Source organism: Streptomyces sp. NPDC054834, assembly GCF_053611185.1.
This window is the reverse complement of the sequence record NZ_JBSGZV010000007.1, coordinates 189,447-212,795: the sequence shown is the minus strand read 5'-3', so window position 1 is coordinate 212,795 and position 23,349 is coordinate 189,447. Positions and strand designations below refer to the sequence as shown.

General features: G+C 71.2%; 19 protein-coding genes and 1 tRNA gene. 9 read left to right on the top strand and 11 right to left on the bottom strand.

Annotated elements, in window-relative coordinates; translation table 11 throughout:
• Window positions 1-110: 110 nt before the first annotated feature.
• The 5 genes from ACWGJM_RS12800 to ACWGJM_RS12780 all read left to right on the top strand — a co-directional run bounded on the left by ACWGJM_RS12800 (window position 111) and on the right by ACWGJM_RS12780 (window position 9,623).
• Window positions 111-184: transfer RNA gene (locus ACWGJM_RS12800), tRNA-Lys, on the top strand.
• Window positions 185-356: 172 nt separating this feature from the next.
• Complete coding sequence (locus tag ACWGJM_RS12795; RefSeq protein WP_453411679.1) at window positions 357-1,046, top strand: FadR/GntR family transcriptional regulator; 690 nt, start codon at window positions 357-359, stop codon at window positions 1,044-1,046.
• Between the two features lie 264 nt (window positions 1,047-1,310).
• Window positions 1,311-3,335 carry a glycosyltransferase family 2 protein gene (locus ACWGJM_RS12790; RefSeq protein WP_453411678.1) on the top strand — a complete coding sequence of 675 codons (2,025 nt, stop codon included), beginning with the start codon at window positions 1,311-1,313 and terminating at the stop codon, window positions 3,333-3,335.
• Entirely contained in the window at window positions 3,332-5,269 is a 1,938-nt protein-coding gene (locus ACWGJM_RS12785) for a galactose oxidase-like domain-containing protein (RefSeq protein WP_453411677.1), read from the top strand. Before ACWGJM_RS12790 ends, ACWGJM_RS12785 begins: the two co-directional genes overlap by 4 nt.
• Before the next feature lie 127 nt (window positions 5,270-5,396).
• Window positions 5,397-9,623: an nSTAND1 domain-containing NTPase gene (locus ACWGJM_RS12780; protein WP_453411676.1), complete on the top strand. Its 4,227-nt coding sequence runs from the start codon at window positions 5,397-5,399 to the stop codon at window positions 9,621-9,623.
• A 7-nt stretch (window positions 9,624-9,630) separates the two neighbouring features.
• On the opposite strand, the gene ACWGJM_RS12775 is transcribed toward ACWGJM_RS12780, so the two are convergent.
• Window positions 9,631-11,259 carry an IS200/IS605 family accessory protein TnpB-related protein gene (locus tag ACWGJM_RS12775; protein WP_453411675.1) on the bottom strand — a complete coding sequence of 543 codons (1,629 nt, stop codon included), beginning with the start codon at window positions 11,257-11,259 and terminating at the stop codon, window positions 9,631-9,633.
• A 203-nt stretch (window positions 11,260-11,462) separates the two neighbouring features.
• The gene (locus ACWGJM_RS12770) at window positions 11,463-12,515 is read right to left on the bottom strand and encodes a glycoside hydrolase family 6 protein (protein WP_453411674.1); all 1,053 of its coding nucleotides are present in this window, start codon (window positions 12,513-12,515) and stop codon (window positions 11,463-11,465) included.
• A 287-nt stretch (window positions 12,516-12,802) separates the two neighbouring features.
• Here ACWGJM_RS12770 and ACWGJM_RS12765 point away from each other — a divergent pair, with 287 nt between their 5' ends.
• Window positions 12,803-13,081, top strand: coding sequence for an ANTAR domain-containing protein (locus ACWGJM_RS12765; protein ID WP_453411673.1), 279 nt, complete (start codon window positions 12,803-12,805; stop codon window positions 13,079-13,081).
• A 207-nt stretch (window positions 13,082-13,288) separates the two neighbouring features.
• On the opposite strand, the gene ACWGJM_RS12760 is transcribed toward ACWGJM_RS12765, so the two are convergent.
• From ACWGJM_RS12760 to ACWGJM_RS12740, 5 genes are all read right to left on the bottom strand, one after another.
• The gene (locus ACWGJM_RS12760; RefSeq protein ID WP_453411672.1) at window positions 13,289-13,954 is read right to left on the bottom strand and encodes a class F sortase; all 666 of its coding nucleotides are present in this window, start codon (window positions 13,952-13,954) and stop codon (window positions 13,289-13,291) included.
• Between the two features lie 11 nt (window positions 13,955-13,965).
• The gene (locus ACWGJM_RS12755; RefSeq protein ID WP_453411671.1) at window positions 13,966-14,577 is read right to left on the bottom strand and encodes a hypothetical protein; all 612 of its coding nucleotides are present in this window, start codon (window positions 14,575-14,577) and stop codon (window positions 13,966-13,968) included.
• Between the two features lie 124 nt (window positions 14,578-14,701).
• Window positions 14,702-15,481: an HAD-IIA family hydrolase gene (locus ACWGJM_RS12750; RefSeq protein WP_453411670.1), complete on the bottom strand. Its 780-nt coding sequence runs from the start codon at window positions 15,479-15,481 to the stop codon at window positions 14,702-14,704.
• 97 nt (window positions 15,482-15,578) lie between these two features.
• A complete protein-coding gene (locus tag ACWGJM_RS12745) occupies window positions 15,579-16,487 on the bottom strand; it encodes a hypothetical protein (RefSeq protein ID WP_453411669.1) in 909 nt (302 codons plus the stop codon).
• A 262-nt stretch (window positions 16,488-16,749) separates the two neighbouring features.
• The gene (locus tag ACWGJM_RS12740) at window positions 16,750-17,874 is read right to left on the bottom strand and encodes an ROK family transcriptional regulator (RefSeq protein WP_453411668.1); all 1,125 of its coding nucleotides are present in this window, start codon (window positions 17,872-17,874) and stop codon (window positions 16,750-16,752) included.
• A 48-nt stretch (window positions 17,875-17,922) separates the two neighbouring features.
• Here ACWGJM_RS12740 and ACWGJM_RS12735 point away from each other — a divergent pair, with 48 nt between their 5' ends.
• The 3 genes from ACWGJM_RS12735 (at window position 17,923) to ACWGJM_RS12725 (ending at window position 20,444) form a co-directional block, all read left to right on the top strand.
• Complete coding sequence (locus ACWGJM_RS12735) at window positions 17,923-18,996, top strand: Gfo/Idh/MocA family protein (RefSeq protein WP_453411667.1); 1,074 nt, start codon at window positions 17,923-17,925, stop codon at window positions 18,994-18,996.
• Window positions 18,993-19,499, top strand: coding sequence for a heme-degrading domain-containing protein (locus ACWGJM_RS12730; RefSeq protein ID WP_453411666.1), 507 nt, complete (start codon window positions 18,993-18,995; stop codon window positions 19,497-19,499). The genes ACWGJM_RS12735 and ACWGJM_RS12730 overlap by 4 nt, the downstream gene beginning before the upstream one ends.
• Window positions 19,500-19,574: 75 nt before the next feature.
• Window positions 19,575-20,444: an LLM class F420-dependent oxidoreductase gene (locus ACWGJM_RS12725; protein ID WP_453411665.1), complete on the top strand. Its 870-nt coding sequence runs from the start codon at window positions 19,575-19,577 to the stop codon at window positions 20,442-20,444.
• 124 nt (window positions 20,445-20,568) lie between these two features.
• Here ACWGJM_RS12725 and ACWGJM_RS12720 read toward each other — a convergent pair whose 3' ends face one another.
• The 4 genes from ACWGJM_RS12720 to ACWGJM_RS12705 form a co-directional block, all read right to left on the bottom strand.
• Window positions 20,569-21,426, bottom strand: a complete 858-nt coding sequence (locus ACWGJM_RS12720) for a fumarylacetoacetate hydrolase family protein (protein WP_453411664.1) — start codon at window positions 21,424-21,426, stop codon at window positions 20,569-20,571.
• 148 nt (window positions 21,427-21,574) lie between these two features.
• Window positions 21,575-22,321, bottom strand: a complete 747-nt coding sequence (locus ACWGJM_RS12715) for a YidC/Oxa1 family membrane protein insertase (protein WP_453411663.1) — start codon at window positions 22,319-22,321, stop codon at window positions 21,575-21,577.
• Window positions 22,322-22,415: 94 nt separating this feature from the next.
• A complete protein-coding gene (locus ACWGJM_RS12710; protein ID WP_453411662.1) occupies window positions 22,416-22,727 on the bottom strand; it encodes a DUF6412 domain-containing protein in 312 nt (103 codons plus the stop codon).
• Between the two features lie 31 nt (window positions 22,728-22,758).
• Window positions 22,759-23,286 carry a winged helix-turn-helix transcriptional regulator gene (locus ACWGJM_RS12705; protein WP_453411661.1) on the bottom strand — a complete coding sequence of 176 codons (528 nt, stop codon included), beginning with the start codon at window positions 23,284-23,286 and terminating at the stop codon, window positions 22,759-22,761.
• Between the last annotated feature and the right edge of the window lie 63 nt (window positions 23,287-23,349).

Below are 23,349 nucleotides of genomic sequence, written 5' to 3'. Positions count from 1 at the left end.
ACGCGACACTCACCCGACCGGGGACACCTGACACCTCTGGCGGCATCCGACCGGCGCCCCGGTGGTCCGGAGCACCCTTCGAGGTCGGGTAGAGTTAACGACGTCAGCAGGCGCCGCTAGCTCAGTTGGTTAGAGCAGCTGACTCTTAATCAGCGGGTCCGGGGTTCGAGTCCCTGGCGGCGCACGATGACGATGGCGATCCCTGTCCGCAGAAAGCGCGGACGCGGATCGCCATCTCTGCTTCTGCGCGGCTTCGCCGCGCGTAGTGGGGGCTCCGCCACCCACACCCCCGTAAGGCGACAGGCTCCTCGTACGAACGAGGGGCCTGTCGTTGTTTGGCCGGATACCCTCTGGCCATGGCAGCCCGAGACCTCCAGGAGCGGATCAAGAAGCTCATCGTCGACCGCCGGCTGCCCTCAGGGGCCCCACTGCCGACCGAGCCGGAGCTGATGGAGTTCCTCGGCGCCAGCCGGAACTCCGTGCGGGAGGCGCTGAAGGCGCTCCAGGCGATGGGCATCGTCGAGATCCGGCACGGCTTCGGCACCTACGTCGGACCCATGTCCTTCGCCCCCCTGATCGAGGGCCTCGCCTTCCGCACGGTCGCCGGGCACTACCGGGGTGAGGACTCCCTGCTCCAGCTGCTCGAGCTGCGCGAGGCGGTGGAGACCGGCCTGGTCTCCCGGCTGGCCGGGCGGCTGCCGGAGGCCGACCTGGTGGAGCTGGACCGGCTGGTCGACCGCATGGAACAGCAGGCGGAGCAGGGCGCCGGCCTCGCGGAGACCGACCGCGCGTTTCACGCCACCCTCTACCGGGGGCTGGACAACACGCTGCTGAGCGAGGTGCTCGAGGCGTTCTGGGACGCCTTCCACCGCGTCCAGCGGGACCTGGTGGAGGTGCCGCAGGACCCGCGGATCACCTGCCGCCAGCACCGGGAGATCCTGGACGCGGTGCGCTCAGGTGACTCCATACGGGCGGAGCGTGCCATAAGAGACCACTTCGGCAACATTCGTGCACGACTGTCTCCGGTGGTCGTGTTCGACCGGTGAACACCGCGCTTGGCGACTTGCGATCATGCTGAACAGCGTAGAACCCTGGTCGTTCAACATGCCGCCGATTCGCGGTACTTGGGGGGCGAGTAACCGGTTGCGGGGGCTACGGGATGAGGGGTCCCGTTCATGAACGGATGCCGAGGGGGGCGTCCGGCAACCGGAATGTCACGGTTCCCTGTCCTCAGGGAGTGGAAGACATGGTGACTGTGACTCACCAGGACCAAACAGACACGCGCTGACATGCGTGTGGGGGGATGACTCATGACGTCGACGCCGACGGGCGCCCGGCATAATCACGAATCGTCACGCAGTGCACACGATCGATCACAAACCACACAACTGAGGGGGCCATCGCACCGGACCGGTACCACGGGGGCGTTCCGCCGGATCAAGAAGACCCTGCCGAGATACGACTACGAGCACTACAGCCGGCTCGCCGGACCCCTCACCCAGCCGGACCCCGACAAGCCCTACCGAGTGCGCTACCGCTCACTGCTCTCGCAGGAGCCGCACCGCGTCCGGGCCGCGCTCATGCTGGGCGCGGCACCACTGCTCTCGCTCGTTCTGCTGGTCTGGCTGCTCCAGCCCGGCCACTGGACCGAACGCGACTACCCGGCCTACGACTTCCTGCCGGCGCTGGATGTGGTGATGCTGGTCTCGATCGGTCTGATCGAGCTCTTCCGCTGCATGAACGTGCTGTCCAACGCGCACGCCACCCTGGTCGCGCGCGACCCCGTCCCGGTGATGCCCGAGACCGGCACCCGGGTCGCCTTCATCACCACCTTCGTGCCCGGCAAGGAACCGCTGGAGATGGTGACCAGGACCCTGGAGGCGGCCGTCCGGCTGCGCCACCGGGGTGTCCTGCACGTCTGGCTGCTCGACGAGGGCGACGACCCGGAGGTGAAGGCGGTCTGCGCGCGCCTGGGCGTACACCACTTCACCCGCAAGGGCGTCGAGCGCTGGAACCGGCCCACGGGCCCGCACCGCGCCAGGACCAAGCACGGCAACTACAACGCCTGGCTCGAGGCGCACGGCGACAGTTACGACTTCTTCGCCTCCGTCGACACCGACCACGTGCCGCTGCCCAACTACCTGGAACGGATGCTCGGTTACTTCCGCGACCCGGACGTCGGCTTCGTCATCGGCCCGCAGGTGTACGGCAACTACGACAACTTCGTCACCAAGGCCGCCGAGTCGCAGCAGTTCCTCTTCCACGCACTCATCCAGCGGGCGGGCAACCGGTACGGCGCCCCGATGTTCGTCGGCACGTCGAACGCCGTGCGCATCAGGGCGATCAAGCAGATCGGCGGCCTGTACGACTCGATCACCGAGGACATGGCCACCGGCTTCGAGATGCACCGCGCCGAGAACCCGGCCACGGGCCGCAAGTGGAGGTCCGTGTACACCCCTGACGTGCTCGCGGTCGGCGAGGGCCCGAACGCCTGGACGGACTTCTTCACCCAGCAGCTGCGCTGGTCGCGGGGGACGTACGAGACGATCCTCAAGCAGTACTGGAAGGGCTTCTTCTCCATGCCCCCGGGCAAGCTCTTCAACTACACGATGATGATCATCTTCTATCCGATGTCCGCCCTCAACTGGATCCTCGCGGCGCTGAGCTGCGCCCTGTTCCTGGGCCTGGGCGCCTCGGGTGTGAACATCGACCCGACCGTGTGGCTGATGCTCTACGGCAACGCCTCCGCGCTTCAGATCGGCCTGTACATCTGGAACCGGCGGCACAACGTCTCCCCGCACGAGCCGGAGGGGTCCGGCGGTGTCGCGGGCATGGTGATGTCGGCGCTGTCGGCGCCGGTCTACGCCCGCTCGCTGATGGACGCCGTGCTGCGCCGCAAGAGCAGGTTCGTGGTGACCCCGAAGGGCGAGTCGGCCAGCCCCGACACACTGTTCGGGACCTTCCGGATCCACTGGTTCTTCATCCTGGTCTTCGCCGGTTCGCTCGCCGCCGGCTTCGTCCTCGGCCACTCCCAGCCGGCGATGATCGTCTGGGCCTCGTTCGCCCTGCTGGTCACGGCCTCGCCGGTCTTCGCATGGCGGTACGGGCTGCGGCGGGAGAGGAAACGGGCCGCCGCCGGCGCCAAGGCCGCCACCGGCCCTGATGCCGCCACCGGCCCTGATCTCGCTCCGGGCCCGGCCGAGCCGCAGGACGCCGTGCCCGCGGGATACGCGCCGCACGCCCCGCAGCAGCGGTCCGCCTGGACCGCCTCGGGCGGGGGCGACGACCAGACCATGCAGATCGCGCTCGGGGGACTTGGGGGACGCAAGGAATGAACGACAGTGCCGGCCGCCGCCGGGCCCGTCGATTCGCGATCGGTACGGCGGCGGTAGCCGCGCTGGCCGGGATGAACGGGCCGTGGGTGTACCGCGTCGGGAGCGAGGAGTACCACCAGTACAAGATCAACAGACCCGCGTACAAGGCCGAGAACGGCCACTGGGACATCGTCCAGTTCCCCGAGGAGTACCGCCAGGACACCATCCACGCGGCACTCCTGCACACCGGCAAGGTGCTGCTGGTCGCCGGCTCGGGAAACAACCAGAAGAACTTCGACAAGAAGCGGTTCGACACCCGGGTCTGGGACCCCGCCAAGGGCACGATCAAGAAGATCCCCACGCCCAAGGACCTGTTCTGCACCGGCCACACCCAGCTGGCCAACGGCAACCTGCTGATCGCGGGCGGCACGAAGCGCTACGAGAAGCTCAAGGGGGACGTCACCAAGGCCGGCGGCCTGATGATCGTCCACAACGAGAACCCGGACAAGCCGATCACGCTGCCCGCGGGCACGAGCTTCACCGGCAGGCAGAACGGCAGGACGTTCGTCTCCAAGGATCCGGTGCTGGTCCCCCGTGCGAAGAAGGTCTTCGACAAGAAGACCGGGAAGTACCTGCACAACGACCCCGGCCTCGGCCGTATCTACGTCGAGGCGCAGCGCAGCGGCACCAAGTACGAGACGGGCACCCAGGACAACTACCGCATCCGGGGCCTGACCGGCCTCGACGCGCGCAACACCTACGGCATCGCGCAGAAGCTCGCCCTCGACAAGAAGGACTTCCAGGGGATCCGCGACGCCTACGAGTTCGACCCGGTCGCCGAGAGGTACATCAAGGTCGACCCGATGAACGAGGCCCGCTGGTACCCGACGCTCACCACCCTGAGCGACGGAAAGATCCTCAGCGTCTCCGGCCTCGACGACATCGGCCAGCTCGTCCCCGGGAAGAACGAGATCTTCGACCCCGGCACCAGGAAGTGGTCCTACACCGGGAAGATCCGGCAGTTCCCGACCTATCCGGCGCTGTTCCTGATGCAGAACGGGAAGATCTTCTACTCGGGGTCCAACGCGGGCTACGGACCGGACGACGTCGGCCGTGACCCGGGCGTCTGGGACGTGGACACCAACGAGTTCACCAGGCTGCCCGGCCTGAGCGACCCGAACATGATGGAGACCTCCGGCACGGTGCTGCTGCCGCCGGCGCAGGACGAGAGGTTCCTGGTGATCGGAGGCGGCGGGGTCGGCGAGTCCAAGCTGTCCAGCAGGAAGACCCGGCTGATCGATCTGAAGGCCGCCGACCCGACGTTCACGGACGGGCCGTCGCTGGAGAAGGGCACCCGGTATCCGCAGTCCTCGATCCTGCCCGACGACACCGTGCTGGTGTCGGGCGGCTCCGAGGACTACCGGGGTCGCGGCGACTCCAACATCCACCAGGCACGGCTCTACCACCCGGACAGCAACAGCTTCACCCAGGTCGCCGACCCGCTGGTGGGCCGCAACTACCACTCCGGGTCGGTCCTGCTGCCCGACGGCCGCGTGATGTTCTTCGGCTCCGACTCGCTGTACGGGGACCGGGCCGACACCAAGCCCGGCACGTTCGAGCAGCGGATCGAGATCTACACCCCGCCGTATCTCTACCGGGGGTCGCGGCCGGCGCTCAGCGGGGGTCCGCAGACCATTGCGCGGGGAGCTTCGGGGACGTTCACCTCGCGGGACGCGGCGCGCGTCAAGAAGGCGCGGCTGATCCGGCCCAGCGCGTCGACACATGTGACGGATGTGGACCAGCGGTCCGTCGCGCTGGACTTCAAGACGTCCGGGGACAAGATCACCGTGACCGTGCCGAAGAACCGCAACCTGGTGCAGTCGGGCTGGTACATGCTCTTCGTGGACGACGGGCGCGGGACGCCCAGTAAGGCCCAGTGGGTCAAGGTGCCGTAGCAACCGTAATAGCCGTAACAACAAGGCCCGTTGGCGCAAAACAATCTTGACCGGCTCGTCGCCCCGGGTGTGACCTCGACAGTACGTTGGTGTCACATGTGGTCAACGGTGGCGGGGGATACGGAAGATGGCCGAGCCGACCACGTCGGATCCGGTGGCCGAAGAGGTCCTCGGAGCCGCGACCGTCCAGGTCGCGGACGTGAACGGGCACATCGGCGGCCTGGGGGTGATCATCGCCCCCAGGCTGGTGCTGACCTGTGCCCATGTCGTCCTGAGTGCCCTGGGGCTGCCCCTCACCCGAAGTGAGCCGCCCGACGCGCCGGTGCGGGTCCGGCTGGTGCTGACGGAGGGCGAGGAGACCGAGGCCGTCGTCCGCGACTGGGTGCCGGTGCGCGCCGACGGCAGCGGCGATGTCGCCGTGCTCTCGCTCGCCCGCCCGCTTCAGGGGGCCCGGCCCGTCCTCATGGCGGCGCCCCGGGAGGTCTGGGACCACCGCGCCGCCGTGTTCGGGCTGCCGAACGACGACACCGGGGGCGGCTGGCACACCGCCGTGCTGCGCGCCCGTACCAGTACCGGCCGGTTGCAGATGTCGCCGCTCGACGCCCAGTCCGACCCGGTCCAGTCCGGCTTCAGCGGCTCGCCCGTGTGGGATCTGGAAGAGGGTGCCGTGGTCGGCGTCGTCGCGTCGATCTCGTCGCCGCAGCGCGGGCAGAGCTTCTGCATCCCGACCCGCACCATCGCCGACGAGGTGCCTGGGCTGGCCCAGTTGCTCGCGCCCGCGTCGCCGTTTCCGGGACTGCGCCCGTTCACCGAGGAGAACAGCGCGCACTTCTTCGGACGGGACGAGGACGTCACCGCCGTCGTCGACCTGCTGTGCCCCGGCGGCCTGCCCGAGGGCAGCACGACGTTGACCGGGCCCTCCGGCTCCGGCAAGTCCTCCCTGCTCATGGCCGGTGTACTGCCCCGCCTCAAGGAGGAGGGCGTGGAGGTCGTCACCCTGCGCGCCGAGGGGCGGCAACCGGACGCCGACGCGGTCCGCGCCGCCCTGGAGCGCTCCCGGTCGGCGCGGGGACTCGTGGTGGCGCTCGACCAGGCGGAGGCGCTGCTACTGCGCCCCGAGGCGGAGCTGCGCGAGGTCGTGGACCACCTTGTTGACGCCTGCCGCCACCCCGGAGTGGGCGTCCTCGTGGTCGTACGGACCGACTTCCAGGACGCCGCCCTGCGCCACCCCGAGCTGAGCAGACTGGTCGGCGGTGCGCCCGCCCACCAGTTGGGCGTCATGACCCGCGAGCAGCTCACCGAGGTGGTCAGGCTGCCGCTGCGGGCCTTCCCCGGTGTGGAGTACGAGAACGGACTGGCCGACCGCCTCATCGAGGACGCGGCGGGCCGGCCCGGCGCCCTGCCCCTGCTGGGGTACGTCCTGGACACCCTGTGGGACCGGCAGGTCGGCGGCCTGCTCAGCCTGGCCATGTACCGCGAACTGGGCGGCGTCGGCGGAGTGTTGAGCAGCCAGGCGGACTCCGCCTGGCGCCGGGCGCTGCGCGGCGCCCCGCCGAGGGTCGCGGCCGGTCTGCTCCGTGCCCTGATCCAGATCCCGCCGGACAGCACGACCGCACTGCGCGCCCGGCTCACGCGCCGCGACGCCGGCGAGGAACAGTGGACCATCGCCCGCCGCCTGGCCGAGGCCCGCGTCCTCGTGCTGGGGGCGGACACCGAGCAGGGCGAGACGGTGGAGCTGGCCCACGAAGCCCTCATCGAACACTGGCAGCCCCTGGCCGAGCAGCTGGAGAACGACCGCGCGTTCCTCACCTGGCGCGGCGAACTGCGCTACGACCGGGCACGGTGGTGGCGGGAGGGGCGGCCGGACGGGGGTCTGCTGGAGGACCCGGCCCTCGGTACGGCAGAGCGGTGGCTCGCCGAGCGTGGTGACGAACTGACCGCTGAAGACAGGGAGTTCATCGCGGCGAGCGTCCAGCTGCGGGCGCGGAAGCGAAGTGAGGCCGAGAGGTCCGAGCGGCGGAAACGCTATCTGCGGTATCTGGGGGTGTTCGTCACCGTCCTGGCCGTAGTGGCGGCGTCGGTCGTGTCCGTGCTGTATCTGAACCTGCTGACACAGCAGCGGCGGCTGGCGTCCGACCGCTTGGCACAGCAGGCCGCGACCCTCGACGACATCTCCGTCGTCACCTCCTCCCTCTACGCCGCCGCCGCGTACCGCACCGCCGACCGCGCGGACGCGCGGTCGGCCCTGCTGGCGGAGTATCTGCGGATGCGGGACGTGGAGCGGGTCGTGCTGGAGAACCAGAACGATGTCGAGGACGTCGCCCTCACACAGGACGGCAAGCGCCTGTACGCCCTGCTGAGCAACGGTGACTTCGTGGACCTGGACCTGCGGAGGAAGGAACGGCCCAAACCCCTGCGTCGCACGAAGAAGACGGACAACGCTCGTATTGCCGTCTCGCCCGACGGGCGGATGGTGGCCCGGGCAAGCGACTGGGGCGTCATCTCCCTCGGCGTGCCGGCCACCTCCGACCCCGACTCCCGGGCCCTCCGGCCGATCCCCCTGCGCCAGGGCAAGGCCGTCCAGAACAATCCGCGCGGCGTCCATGACCTGCGATTCGACGGGGACGGGAAGCGAGTCCTCGCGGCGATCCGCCACGAGGGGGTGCTCGTGTGGCGCACCGACAACGCCAAGCGCACGGGCCGCACCCTCGTCCCGCCGAAGGGCTGGGACGCGGCCCAGGCCTGGTTCGGCGCGGACGGCACGGTGGTCGCGCGGATCGTGCCCTCAGGTGCCGCCGCCGACGACGGGCGGGGCCGACTGGTCACCTGGGACCTGGAGCAGGGCACGCTGCACCGTCCCTGGGGCGAGCAGGCCGCCGCCTCGGCGACGGTCAGCGGCAACGGGCGTGTCCTGGCCACCTGCACACAGCAGGGCGTGCTCGAGGCGTGGCGACTGGGTACGGCACCCGAGCGCTTCCAGCACTGGAGCAACAGCGTCCTCCCGGGACTGTGCCCGCTCTACGCGCCCCGGCTCGACGCGTCGGGCCGTTACCTGATCAACCCCACCGGGCGCATCGGGTCCGACCTCGGCCGGATGCGCTTCCTCGTCGTCGACCTGGAGAAAGGCTGGCCGTCCACGTTCGACACCCCCGCCGCCGCACCCGAGGACCAGAACATCACCGGCCGCACGTTCGCACCGCCGGTCGCCCTCGCCGGTCCTCCCGACGATCTGCGCGCCGCCGTAGGCGTCGGCGGAAGCATCGTCACCGTGCGTGTCCGCCCACCCACGCAGTTCGACTCCAACGCCCTGCTCAACCGCGTCGACACACCGGACGGGCCGCACCACAGGATGGCGGTCGTCGACTCCAAGGGCACCGGACTCCAGCTGTGGGACCTGACCGGCCGACGGTTCCTCGCGACCGCGCAACCGTCCCAGCCGCTGTCCGCCATGCCCGCGGTGTTCAGCCCGGACGGGCGGCGGATGCTGACCATCGCCCAGGACCAGCGCACGGTTCTGGTCTGGCGGATCACCGACGCGGCGGGCGGCAAAGCGACTCTCACAGAAGAGCACGCTCTGCGGCCGCCGGCCCCGCCCGGACTCAAGGCCGACGGACCGGATCCGCTCACCGGGCTCACCCCGAACTGGGTCAACGTCAGCTTCTCCGACGACGACCACGCCGTGATCTCGGAGCTGTCGTACGTCTCCCGCTGGCGGCTCGACACCGGAAAGCAGGACGGCGCGACCTACCAGCCCGCGGCCCAGGAGCCAGGGCAGCTCGCCAACGAGGCGGCGTCCACCTTCGCCGGCGCTGTCCCGGGCAAGCCGCAGGCGGTGGTACGGACCCTGGAGGGGATCCGCCTCTGGGACTTCACTACCGGCGAGTTCACGACTTGGATCAAGAAGGAGCCGGACCAGAGGCCGGTGCGTTCAATGGACCTCTCCCCCGACGGCAAGCTGCTCGCCGTGCAGTACGCCGGTGGCCAGGTGGACCTGTACGACGTCGAGAAGAAAAGCAAGCAGACCCTCACCTTCAAGGGGGTGTACTACCTCGGCCGCTTCCTTCAGAACGACGTGCTGCACACGATGACCGAGACCGGCGAGCAACTGGTGTGGGACGTGCCGGACGACCGGGAGCTGTACCGCTACTACGTCGGATACGGAGCGAAGATCTCACCCAGCGCCGACGGCAAGGCCCTCACCATCATCGACGGCTCGCGCGCCTCCGTCGTCCCCCTCGATCCCGGCCGCTGGATCGACCGGCTCTGCACGCTGGCGCAACGCGAGCTGAATGCGGGGGAGAGGAAACTGGCGGCCGACGGCGGCAAGGTCGAGGACATCTGCCCGAACGTCTGAACCGTTCCTAGAGACTGAGCGGGAGTGAGTCCTGGTGCCAGGACTCGTGCTCAGCCGCGTGCCCCGAACGGTTGTGGGCACGCTGGTCCCCCGCTTTCGCTCCGCGTCCGGCGCCGTCGGATCGTGTCCGTGGTCCGGGAATGCGGGGGCGGGTTCCCTCACGCCCAGGGGCCTCCGGTCGGGCCTGGACGGTCCGATGCCCCACCGCATCACGCCGGTGTGGTGGGGGCGGTGCCGTCCGTCGCCGGATCGGGTGTCCCAGGGCGCGCCTTCCGATCGCCACGGCCGCGGCCTCGTGGCGTGTGGTGGTGCGGGTTGGGGTGGTCAGAGGCTGCTGCCAGTGCTGGGCGCCCCAGCGGCTGGTGTAGGCCGGGTCGACGGCGACCAGGGGGGTGCCGAGTTCGGCGGCCATGGACACCAGCCTGCTGCGCAGCCTGGCCGTGGGCAGGCCGGAGATCAGCCGGCGGAAGTGCTTGCGTCGCCCGTGCTTCTCCCGGGTCTTCTCCGTGTGGAAGTCCAGGTCCTCCATTGCGATCGCCAGGCCGTGCCGCTTGGCCCAGTGCAGCAGGCGGATGAGGGCGTGCCGGATCCGGGCGTCCCGGTGCGGTGCGCTGCCGGTCAGGTCGTAGTCGAACCTGCGGGGCTCACCGACCGGGTTGCCGTGCACGTCGAGGCGCCAGGCGGCCAGGTGATCGGCGTTCATGTCCACAGCGATCAGCCCCGCGGCCAGGGCGGCTTCCAGCGGCACCGTCTGCACCGGCGGGTTCTGCCACGATGCTGTCAGGTACCAGCGGTCACGGCCGACGTCATAGTGGATGCGGTAGGCCACGGCCCGGTTCGCGGTGACGCGGTCGGCCCACTGCTCACCCCGGTGCCGGAAACCGACCCGGCAGGCCAGCACGTACCGGCCATGCGGCGCGTTCGCCAGCGCGGCCAGCGGCGCCGGAAGCTTGATGCTCACCTCACCGTCCGGACTGACCCGGATCGTCTCGTTCCCGTACCGCTTCCCGGACTCACCGTCGGCTTGGAGGAACCAGCGCTCGGCCTCCCACTGGCACCGCCATGCGGCCTCGCTCAGCTGGGCGGCCTCGAGGTTGTGCCGGGCACGCAGCAGCCTCTTGCCGCCGCGCACCACGCTCACGCGCCCGGCCTCCCACTGGGCGCGTGCCTGTTCCAGCCGGTCTTCGAGCAGGTGCAGGCGCCGGGACTTGGCGAACCACTCCCGCTTCGAGCGGTAACCGCCCGGCCGGCCCTGGGAGCCCTTCGCGCCGATCGGCAGCGCAAGCCGGTGCGCGATCGTGTCCACGCCTGCCTGGAGGCTGTGGATGTGGGCGAGCTGACCGCGCCGGGCCAGTGCCCACTGGTCATGCGTGGCCTTGGTGATGCTGCCCGCCCAACGCGAGGAGGACGCCCCGGTCAGTGCACGCTTGCGCCGCGCCCACTGGTCACTGTCGTGGTCGAGCCCGGCCGTGCAGCGGGCCTTCAGGTCACGGGAGGCCAGGGACCCGAGCAGGCCACCAACCAGACGCAGGACCTTCTCGTCCTGCTTGGTCAGCCCCTTGAGGCTGTTGCGGATCGCCACCCCGGACGGGCCCGGCACCACGAACGAAGCCGCCACCACACGCAACCCGCCCATCGCCCCACCCCCTGTCCGGTGCCACAGAAGCCGTCACCGGACCCAACGAACACCTCTCGCGAAGGTCACGTATTCGATGCAGGAACTATCGTTCCTTATCCTGACGCACGTGCACGAGGTGACCGAGACGCTCACTCATACACACCAGAACGCTCTCGAACGCTGTCAATCAGCAGCAGTTCGCAACCCCCGCCGACCGGCGTTCACCCGCTCGCCCTGGCCAGCTCGAGCGCGTAATCCGCCCACCACTGCCCCGCCTTCGGCCCGCCCTTGCACTCACCGTCCGACTCTCCGGGCCGCTTGACCCACAGGTACGCGTCCACCAGCGGGTCCGCCGTCCTGGTCGTCGGCGTGTTCCCCAGTGCCCGGCCCGGCGGGTTGCACCACCGTTCGGCCGGGTCGCCGCCCGTGTACGGGCCGTTGCCGTTGCGGCTGGTGTCGATGACGAAGTGCTTGCCGCCCACCTTGGCGGAGAGCTGCTTGCCGTAGGCGATGGAGTCCTGGGTGGAGTAGAAGTTGGCTACGTTGACGGCGAAACCGTCGGCCCGGTCGATGCCCGCCCTTCGGAGGGGCTCGTAGATCTGGTCGGGGCGGCCCCAGCCGGCGTTCCCGGCGTCCAGGTACACCTTCGTGTTCTTCAGGGACTTGAGCCTGGTGACGACGCTCTTGAGGAGGAAGTAGCGCTCCTCGCGGAAGCGGTCCGGGGTGCAGCCGTCCACCAGGTGCAGGACGGCGTCGGGTTCGACGATCACCGTCGCGGCGCGGTCGCCGATGCCCCGGGCGACGGCGTCGGTCCAGGCCCGGTAGGTGTCGCCGTCGGCGGCCCCTCCACTCGAGTACTGGCCGCAGTCGCGGTGCGGAATGTCGTAGAGGACGAGCAGAGCCGTACGGTCGGACCTCTCGGCGGCCTCGGTGAAGCCCCGGGCCTCCCGCTCGGGGTTCTCGGGGCCGATCCACTCCGCGGTCGGCTGCTCGGCCATCTTCCTGATCTGCTCGGCGGCGGACTTGTCGCCGTCCTTCTCGTAGGCGGCGACCTGCCGGGCCGCGTTCCCGTCCGGGTTCACCCAGAACGGGTCGGCGCCTTTGGGCTGTTGGGTGATCGTGAGCCCCGGAGCATCCCCCTTGCCCCCCCGCTCGGCCCCTCCCCCGGCCGAACACCCGGCGACCAGTAACGCCCCCAGAACCACCGCCGACGCCACGGCCCGTACCGGAGACAAGGCCCGTACCGAAGACAGGGCCCCCCAGCTGTCGTACATCCAATTCCCCCCTGGTACACGGTATTTCAGGTGGCAATCGTGACATATCCGCCGTGCCGGTCACGAGGTCGTCCGAGGATGTCGGAGAGCTGTTACAGCCCGGCGCGCATGGGTAGGTGCGCGCGTGACGGATGCCTCGAAGCAGCGGCGGACGGTGAAGTGGAGGGCGCGCATGCACCACACCACCCGACAACTGCGCCGAACTGCTGTCCGCCGCCGCGGCCGGGTCATGCTCCTCGACGGCGCCGCGGCGGTGTCGCCGGCCGGGAGCAGCCGCGGGGTTCGCGGTGCCTCTGCGCTGCCGCGGGACCCGGCTCTGGGCGCTCAACGTGTTCGCCCTGGCCGACGCGCCCGCCCCCGACGGCACGGCGGAACTGTCGCAGGCCAAGGGCATGCTCGCCGAGCGCTGGGCCATCGGCGCCGACGAGGCCTTCACGGTGCTGCGCCAGTACGCACTGGGCCGGTGGCTGCCGCTGGACGGGGTCGTGCGGGCGGTCCTCGAACGGTCGGCGGAGCACCCGGAGTTGCGGCCGCCGGGTGGGGAGGCGGTTGGCGGGAAAGGTTAGAGATTCGTCCCTCTGGGCCGACGGCGTCCCTCCGCTCCAGAGTCGTCCCCGACGGCCCCAGCCCCGGCCGCAGGTTCACCCACCTCGGTCTTCCAGACCTCCCGTGCAGTATGCCGCGGGCCACTCGCGCAGCCCGCGCGCGCACGGTCGAGGACCAGCCCGGTCGGCGGCCTCCGGGGGAGCGGGTCGCCGACCGGGCCAGGTGACTCAGGGCCCGGTCCCCGTCAGATACGCCGACACCACCACGTTCGCCGTGTAGCTGCGGCTCGCCCGGTCGAAGGTGCCGCCGCAGGTGATCAGCCGCAGTTCCGCACGACCCGACTCGCGGGGGCCGTAGGCCTGCTGAGCGTCGAAGCGGTCGCGGGGCAGGACCCGGACATCGTCCACCGTGAACTCGGCGACCCGGCCGTCGCTGCGGACCACCCTCACCGTCTCGCCGGGCCGCAGCGCGCTGATCCGGTAGAAGACGGCGGGCCGGGTCTCGGTGTCCACGTGCCCCACCATCAGCGCGGTCCCGGCCGCCCCGGGCTTCGCTCCGGCCGCGTACCAGCCCACCACGCCGGCCTGGTCGAACGGCGGCGGATCGATCGCGCCCTGCCCGTCCAGGCCACGGGCCACCACCGGCGCCTGCACACCGAGGTCGGGAATGTCGATGCGCTGCGGCAGCGCCTCGCCCAACGGCCGGGCGGCGGGCGGAAGTCCGGACGCGTCGGGGCGTCCCACGGCGGCCACGTCGCCGGTGGCGGATCCGGATGTCCCGGCGGGTACGTCGGTCACCTCACGGCCCCACAGCCACAGCCCGAGCAGCAGCAGCGCCCAGGTCACGCCGGCCAGCAGCCGCCCGGTGCCGGAGAAGGGCTCGTGGTCGGACATCACCGGCCGCCTCACCGCGTGCCGCGGCTCCGGCGGGCACCGAGCAGCCCGACGGCGACCGCGGCGATACCGGCGAGGACCAGACCGGTCACCGCCTGGGCGGTACCGGGTCCGGCCGGACGGGCGTCCGCCGAGGCGAGGTGGGCGGTTCCGCCGCCGCCCGCGTGGACGGGGGCGACGGGCGAGGCGGGGGCGGCCGGCGAGGCGGGGGCGGCGGACGAGCCGGGGGCGGCGGGCTGCCCCGAGGCCCTCGCCATGACAGTGACACTGCCGCCCACCACGTGGTCGGCGCAGGTGACCCGCACGTCGTGCGGGCCGGGCTTCAGCGAGCTGCGGATCCGGGTCTCGCCGGTGAGCGTGCCGTCGGCACCGGTCAGCCGGGCGTTCGCGACGAACGCGTCCGAGACGGCGGTGCCGGTCGCCCCGGAGCAGCCGCTCACCCGAAGCGTCACGTCGGTGCCGGGGGCGGGGGACGACGGGGCCACCGCGAGGCCGCCGCCGGTGCCGCCGTCCGCCGCGTGGGCCGCGTGGGCCGCCGGGGCGAACGAGACGACGGCGAGGAGCCCGGTGAAGAGAGTGCAGAGCGTGCGGGGAGTGCGGAGAGTGAGACGTGCTGAGCCCATCGCGAAAACCTCCAGGGATATCTGGAGGCTGCCCCCTACGGCGCCCCTCCGCATCCTCGGGGGGTGCCGTATTGCTCCGTACGGACGATGGCTTTCAGACCCGTCCGTCTCAGACCCGTCCGTCTCAGACCCGGTCGACGAGGTCCGCGATGGAGTCGACCACCTTGGACGGCCGGTACGGGAAGGACTCGACCTGCTCGGGCCGGGTCAGGCCGGTGAGCACCAGGAACGTCTGCATCCCGGCCTCCATGCCGGCCAGTACGTCGGTGTCCATGCGGTCGCCGATCATCGCGCTGGTCTCGGAGTGGGCGCCGATGGTGTTCAGGCCGGTGCGCATCATCAGCGGATTCGGCTTGCCCGCGAAGTAGGGCTGCTTGCCCGTCGCCTTGGTGATCAGGGCGGCGACGGCACCGGTCGCGGGCAGCGGGCCCTCGGCGGAGGGACCGGTCTCGTCCGGGTTGGTGCAGATGAAGCGGGCGCCGCCGTTGATCAGGCGTACGGCCTTGGTCAGGGCCGTGAAGGAGTAGGTGCGGGTCTCGCCGAGGACCACGTAGTCGGGCTCGTGGTCGGTGAGGATGTAGCCGATGTCGTGCAGCGCGGTGGTCAGTCCCGCCTCGCCGATCACGTACGCCGATCCGCCGGGCCGCTGGTCGTCCAGGAACTTGGCGGTGGCCAGTGCCGAGGTCCAGATGCTCTCGATCGGCACGTCCAGGCCCATGCGGAGGAGCCGGGCGTGCAGATCGCGCGGAGTGTAGATCGAGTTGTTGGTCAGCACCAGGAAGGGCTTCCCGGACTCGCGCAGCTTCTTCAGGAAGGCATCGGCGCCGGGGATCGGAACGCCCTCGTGGACGAGCACTCCGTCCATGTCGGTGAGCCAGGACTCGATGGGCTTGCGGTCTGCCATGGGCCGTCTCCTGCCGTACAGCGTGCTGCGTGGGCCCCAGCCTAAACACACCTCCGATCTTGCGGGAACGGCCTGTTCACTGTGTGGTCGCCCGGCCTCAGCGCCTCCGCCGCGCGAGCAGCAGCACCCCGCCGACGGTGAGCAGGAGGGCGGCGGCCGCGAGCGCGCCGTAGGTGGTGCCGAGGCCGGTGCCGGCGAGTTCGTCGGCGAAGGGGAGGTCGCCGAGGGGGGCGGAGGACGGGGGTGAGAGGGCCGTGGAAGGGGACAGTGAGGGGGGTGCCGAGGAGGCAGAGGAGGGCGAGGAAACGGAGGAGAGGGAGGAGAGGGAGGACGGTGAGACGACGAGGCCGGGGATCGGGGTCAGGGCGGGCGGCGGTGTGACGGTGGAGGTGAGGGCTGGGGCGGGGGTCGCGGCCGTGGTGCCGGCGGTGGGCGGCTCGGGGGCGGGTTCGGTGTCGATCCCGAACCGGTAGTCGCCGGACTCGCCCAGCCACTCGCCGTCGTCACCCCGCCGTTCCACGACGGCGGCCTTGGCGGTGACCTGGTTCGGTACGGCGTCGGAGGTGAGCGTGAGCCTGACCTTCACGGAGACGGTCTTGCCCGGGCCCACGGCGAACCCGGGGAACCCGTCGTCGAAGGCCCCCACCAGCTCGTCCTCGTCGGTGCTCTCGAAGTGGACCGGGTGGGCGCGCGGGCCGTCGTAGAACTCCATCCGGGCCTGCTCGGGCTTCAGGGCCCGCTTCTCGTCGACGAGCACGACGACGGGGTGTACGGCGGTGCAGGCGCGGTCGGTGGTGTTCGTGAGGTCGATGTACCAGGTTCCGAATCCTCCGCCTGCCTCGTACGACGTGGGCCCGCCGTGAATCCGGGCACCGAGCGGGAAGTCCCGCTCCTCGGACCCGGCACAGTCAAGGCCGGCCTCCCGCCCGTGCGCCGGCCCCACGGGGCCGAGAACGACGGAAGCAGCCGCGGCGAGGCAGAGGGGCAGGGGCGTACGCAGTCGCATGAACACATAACTCTCGGGCAGGGCGACGCATGAACAACGCCGCGCTGCCCCACCGCCCGAACGGCCGCCGACTTCCCCTCGTTCAGCGCCCCGGACTTGCGAACTGCGAGCTGCCGCGCACCGACCCAGCTGCGGGAGGCACCCCGCAAGCGCCGGGCCGCGCGGCCCCTACCTCGCCACCAACCCCGGCCCAGCCCCCCGCAGCAACCCCGGGCCGCCACCAACCCCGCCCCCCGAAACCCCCGTCGCCCACGCCAAGCCGTCACCCGTCCACCCGCCCGAACAACGGCCCCAACAGCAACTGCGCCGCCCCCTCGGCCACCCCCCACCCCCCATCGCCGAAGGCAACCCGCACGGGCACCCCCACCGCCCCCTGCCGCCGGGCCCGCTCCCCCAGCACCGCCCCCACCCCGTCGACGAAGACCTCCGGCGCCCCCTCCACCGTCCGGCCGCCCAACAGCACCGCGTCGATGTCGAGCAGCCCCACCAGGTTCGCCGCCCCCGCCCCGAGCACCCGCGCCGCCTCACCCATCTCGCCGCGCGCCACGGCCCCGAGGCACAGCACCTCCACGCACCCCCGATTCCCGCACCCGCACACGGGCCCGTCGAGCTGGATCACCTGATGTCCGAACTCCCCGGCCCCGGTCCGCGCTCCCCGATGCACCCTCCCCCCGATCACGAGCCCGGCCCCCAGCCCAGTACCGAGATGCAGATACGCGAAGGAGCCGGGTTCGGCACCCGCACCCCGCACCGCCAGCCCCAGCGCAGCCGCATTCGTGTCCTTGTCGACCACCACCGGCACCCCCAGCCGCCCGGCCAGCACCTCCCGCAGGGGAAACCCGTCCCACTCCGGAAACCCGGTGACCCGGCGCAGTACACCTCGCGCATGGTCCAGCGGCCCGGGCAGCGCTACCCCGACCCCGAGCACGGACGCCCCCGACTCGGACAGCAACTCCCCCACCTGCCCGGCCACGGCCTCGACGACCGCCTCGGCCCCGTCCCCCGGCCGGAGGTCGAGGGGGATTCTCCGTCCGGCCACCACGGCGCCCGTCAGATCGCACAGCACCACCCGCAGCTCGTCCCGGTCGAGATGCACCCCCACCGCATGCCCGGCCCCCGGCACCAGCCGCAGCACGGTCCGGGGCTTCCCCCCGGTGGACGCACGCCGCCCGGCCTCCACCGCGAGCCCCTCCTCACGCAACCGCGCGGTGATCTTGCTGACCGCCTGCGGGGTCAGCCCGGTCCCTTCGGCCAGCTCCAGCCTGCTGATCCCCTCGGCCCCGGCGGTACGCAGCAGATCCAGCAACAGCGCGGTGTTGTGGCTGCGCACCGCGAGCAGGTTCGCCCCCGCCGGCCCGCCGCTCCTCGTCCTGTTCACAGGACCCATTCTCTCCCCCGCTTGCACTTTGGCAACAGCGTTGCGAAAGTGGGAGTCATGACTGGAACTGGTACCCCTCTCCGCGTCGGCCTCATCGGCTACGGCCTCGCGGGCTCCGTCTTCCACGCCCCGCTGATCGCCGCCACCGAGGGCCTCGCGCTCGACACGGTGGTCACCTCCAACCCCGAACGGCAGAAGCAGGCGACGGCCGAGTTCCCGGACGTCCGCGTCGCCGCCACCCCCGACGAATTGTTCGACCGCGCCGACGAGCTGGACCTGATCGCCATCGCCTCTCCGAACAAGACGCACGTCCCGCTGGCCACCACCGCCCTCAAGGCCGGCCTGCCGGTGGTCGTGGACAAGCCGGTCGCGGGCACGGCGGCCGAGGCACGGGAACTCGCCGCCCTCGCCGAGGAGCGCGGCCTGCTGCTGTCGGTCTTCCAGAACCGCCGCTGGGACAACGACTTCCTGACCCTGCGCAAGCTCCTTGACGAGGGCGAGCTGGGCGACGCCTGGCGGTTCGAGTCCCGCTTCGAGCGCTGGCGCCCGCAGCCCAAGGGCGGCTGGCGCGAGTCCGGCGACCCGGCAGAGATCGGAGGTCTGCTGTACGACCTCGGCAGCCATGTCGTCGACCAGGCCCTCGTGCTGTTCGGCCCGGCCACCCAGGTGTACGCCGAGACGGACATCCGCCGCCCCGGCGCCGAGACCGACGACGACACCTTCATCGCGCTGACCCACGCGAGCGGCGTCCGCTCCCACCTCTACGTCTCCGCCACCACCGCCCAGCTCGGCCCCCGCTTCCGCGTACTGGGCTCGCGCGCGGGCTATGTGAAGTACGGCCTGGACCCGCAGGAGGCGGCCCTGCGGGAGGGGCAGCGGCCCGGCTCCGGCTGGGGTACGGAACCCGAGTCCCTGTGGGGCCGCCTCGGCGCCGGCGAGTCCCCGCTGACCGGCGGCGGCCGGCCCGTACCGACCCTGGCCGGCGACTACCCCGCGTACTACGCGGCCGTGGCCAAGGCCCTGACCGGTGCCGGCCCCAACCCGGTGACCGCGCTGGAGGCGGCCGCCGCCCTCGACGTACTGGAGGCGGCCCGGCGCTCGGCCCGCGACGGTGTGGCGGTGGCGCTGTGACCGACCACCCGAGGATCACCCCGAAGTTCGCCCCCGAACTCACCCCGTCGGTCGAGGAACTGGAGGCGCAGGAGCGCCGGCTGGTCTTCCGGCAGTTCACCCATGAGGACGCCTGGACCCTGGGGTCCCTCCTGGTGCACCTGGCCAGGGAGCGCCAGGCTCCGGTGGCCATCGACATCCACCGCGGCGGCCAGCAGCTCTTCCACGCGGCCCTGCCCGGCTCGACCCCCGACAACGACGCCTGGATCGCCCGCAAGCGCCGTGTCGTGGAGCGCTACGGCTCCGCGTCGTACCTGGTCGGCGCCCGCTTCCGGGCCAAGGGCACGACGTTCGAGGAGTCCTCCCGCCTCGACCCCGACACGTACGCCGCCCACGGCGGCTCGTTCCCGGTCAACGTCGAGGGTGTGGGCGTGATCGGCACGGTGACCGTGTCCGGGCTGCCGCAGTTGCAGGACCACCGGTTCGTGGTGGAGGCACTGGAGCAGTTCCTGGGCCGGGATTAACTGGATGCCCCCTCCGGTTGGCACCGTCACAGGTGCCTTCACGGCACAACGCCCGGCCGGAGGGAGCACAACCCGATGAGCGTCGCTGCACTGAAGGAGACCGTCGGACGGTACGGCGTCTGGAGCGTCGGCCTGCGCTCGGAGGACCCCGCCCGGCGCGGCGAACTGGGCGAGGCCGCGGCGGAGCTGGAGGAACTCGGCTACGGAGCCGTATGGCTGGGCGGCAGCAGTGCCGCCCACCACGCCGTACCGCTCCTCGAGGCCACCGGCACCCTCGTCGTCGGCACCAGCATCCAGAGCATCTGGCAGTACGAGGCCGGGGCGAGCGCGGCGGGCTTCGCCGAGGTGGACGCGGCCCACCCCGGCCGCTTCCTCCTCGGCCTGGGCGTCAGCCACGCCAAGCTCGCCGACCAGTACCGCCGCCCGTACTCGGCGCTGGTCTCCTACCTCGACGCCCTCGACGAGGCCGGCGTACCCGCTGGGCGCCGTGTGCTGGCCGCCCTGGGCCCGAAGACCCTCGAGCTGTCCCGCGACCGGGCGGCGGGCGCGGTGCCCTACCTGGTCACGGCCGAGCACACCGCGCAGGCCCGCGAAATCCTGGGCGCGGAGCCCCTGCTGGCCCCCGAGCTCAAGGTCGTCCTGGAGAGCGACCCGACCCGCGCCCGCACCCTGGCCCGCGAGAGCCTCGCCATCTACCTCGCTCTCCCGAACTACACCAACAACTTCCTCCGCCACGGCTTCACCGAGGACGACCTGGCCGACGGCGGCAGCGACCGCCTGGTCGACGCGGTGTTCGCCTGGGGCGACGAGGACCGCGTCCGTGAGCGGATCAACACCTTCCACGAGGCGGGCGCGGACCACATCGCCCTCCAGCTGGTGGACGGAGGCCCGAGGGACGGCTTGCAGCGGGAGGGATGGCGGCGGCTGGCCTCGCTACTGACGTGACCGGTCCCGCCTAAGGGGCGCGGGGCTGTGTTCACTATGCGGCTCCGCCGCGTGAGCGCGCCCAGCCCCCACAACCCGCACCCGAAGAACCACCCGCCGCTCCCCGCTCCCCCCAGCGGAGCGCTTACGCGTCCTTGAACGACTGGCGCTGACGCCCGAGCCCCTCGATCTCCAGCTCGACGACGTCCCCGGCGCGGAGGAAGGGCTTGGGCTCGGGCAGTCCGAGCGCGACCCCCGCCGGCGTACCGGTGTTGATCACATCCCCGGGGTACAGGGTCATGAACTGACTGACGTACCGCACCACTTCAGCGACGGGGAAGATCTGCTCGGCGGTGTTCCCGTCCTGCTTCAGCTCCCCGTTCACCCACAACTTCAGTGCCAGCGCCTGCGGATCGGGCACCTCGTCCGCCGTCACCAGCCACGGCCCCAGCGGGTTGAACGTCTCGCAGTTCTTCCCCTTGTCCCAGGTCCCGCCGCGCTCGATCTGGAACTCCCGCTCGGACACGTCGTGCGCCACCGCGTACCCGGCGACATGCGCGAGCGCCTCCTCGTGCGATCCGAGGTAGCGGGCGGTGCGCCCGATGACGACCGCGAGCTCCACCTCCCAGTCGGTCTTGGTGGACCCGCGCGGGACGAGCACGGTGTCGTACGGGCCGACCACCGTGTCCGCGGCCTTGAAGAAGATCACCGGCTCGGCGGGCGGCTCGGCCCCGGTCTCGCGGGCGTGGTCGTGGTAGTTGAGCCCGATGCACACGATCTTGCCGATCCGCCCCAGCGGCGGCCCGACCCGCAACCCGGTCGCGTCCAGCACGGGCAGCTCCCCGGCGTCGGCGGCGGCCCGGATCCGGCCGAGCGCGGCGTCGTCGGCGAGCAGCGCCCCGTCGATGTCCGGCACGATCCCCGACAGGTCCCGCAGGTTCCCCTCGGTGTCCAGCAACGCGGGCCGCTCCGACCTCGCCGTACCGACTCGCAGCAGCTTCATGGTCACCATCTCCCTCGATCGCGGGCGCCCGCCCGATGTGTGCAGCCATCGGAGGACTGGTCGATCCTCCAAGCCGAATGTCCAGTCCGCAAGACCCTGTTCACGAACTGGACCGTAGCCGGGAGGACCGGGGCCGGGTCCTGACCGTTCAGCGATACAGCGCAGCCCGCTCCACCGCGCTCCACGCCGTACTGGTCACCACGTACAGGGCGGCGGCCAGCGGCATCACGGCGACCGTGACGAGGGTGAAGAAGGACATGAACGGCATGACCTTGTTGATCGCTCCGAGGCCGGGAACCTGCTCGCCGTCACCCCCGCCGGCGGCGACCCGGGCCTTCGCCGTCGCCGTCGCCGTCGTCGCCTTCGCCTCCATCGTCTGCTTCGTACGGCGGTAGTTGAACACGGCGATGGCGGCGACGACCACGAAGAGCCCGAGGTAGACCAGCCCGGCCGCTCCGAACACCCCTCCGTGGCCCAGCGCGTCCGCCCATCGCCCGCCGAGCGGCGCGGCGAACAGCTGGTGTGCCAGCAGCCCGTTGCTCTCTCCGCCGACCGTCGAGTTGGAGAACAGGTGGTAGAGGAGGAAGAAGGCGGGCAGCTGGAGCAGGCTGGGCAGGCAGCCGGACAGCGGCGACACCTTCTCCTCGGCGTGCAGTTCGAGGATCGCCTTCTGCAGCTTCTCCGGGTTCTTCCGGTATCTCTTCCGCAGCTCGGCGACCTTCGGCTGGAGCTCGGCCCGGGCGCGCTGCCCACGCGCGGCGGCCCGGGAGAGGGGATGGACGAGGAGTCGTACGAGCGCGGTGAACAGGACGATCGCGGCAGCCGCCGCGGAGGCGTGGAAGAGGGGCTGGAGCAGGTCGGCGAGCTGCTCGACGAGATGTGCGAAAACGGACATGGGTGAGCCCTCCGTGGGTCACGTCGTGCCGGAGTGGAGACGGGCATGGCGGCATGACGACCCGCGCGGGGTCACGGATACGGGAGTGCTCGCCCTACGCGGTGGTCGTCGCGAGGGCGCGCCCGGGCGCACGGGGCCGGCGGCGGCCCGGGGCATCCGGGTCGCGCTGCGGCAGGAACGCCGTACGCCGGGCCCGGTCGCGTATGGCCGTACGTATTCGCGTGGGCGGCACGGCGGGCGCGCAGCGCGCGGCCAGGAGGGAACAGGCGGCGAGCGCGGCCCCGGCCGCGGCGGTCGCGGCGAGCGCGACGGTGGTGAAGAGGCTGCCCGTGTCGAGCAGCGCGACGGAGAGCAGGAAGAGCAGGAGGGCGACAGCAGGGCGTGCGGTGACCCAGTAACGCACCATCAGCCCCTCCCCCCTTACGATCCTCGTTCGATTATGCCTGCTCGGTCTCGATGGGCTGCAACAGCCGCTTGGGCTTGAGCAGCGCCCGGCTGACCGGGTCGGCCGGGTCCGGGTCGAGTCCGGGACCCGGTGACACGACAACGTCGCCGACCGGCACGAAAGTTCCGCAGGCGGGACATTCGCCGTACGGCCCGAGTTCCGTACCGCAGTCCGCGTGCCGGAAGTAGCGCAGCTGGGTCTCCATGAGCTGCTCGCGCCCCCAGAGGCCGAGCGCGCGCAGGGCGGGCCAGAGCGCGATGCCGCGCTCGGTGACGACGTACTCGTCCCGCGGCGGCGACTCCTGGTACCGGCGCTTCTCGAGGATCCCCTCCTCCGTCAGCGTCCGCAGCCGGGCCGACAGGACGGCGCGCGGGATGCCGAGGTGGACGAGGAAGTCGTTGTAGCGCCGGACGCCGTAGATCGCGTCGCGGACGACGAGGAGCGTCCACCGCTCGCCGACGACCTCCAGCGCGCGGGCGATCGAGCACTCCTGAGTCGCGTAGTCCTTGCCCAGTGCCATGCGATCCACTGTAACCATTTTCCGTCGCATTGGTTCAGTGACCGAACCGACATGTTACGGTCG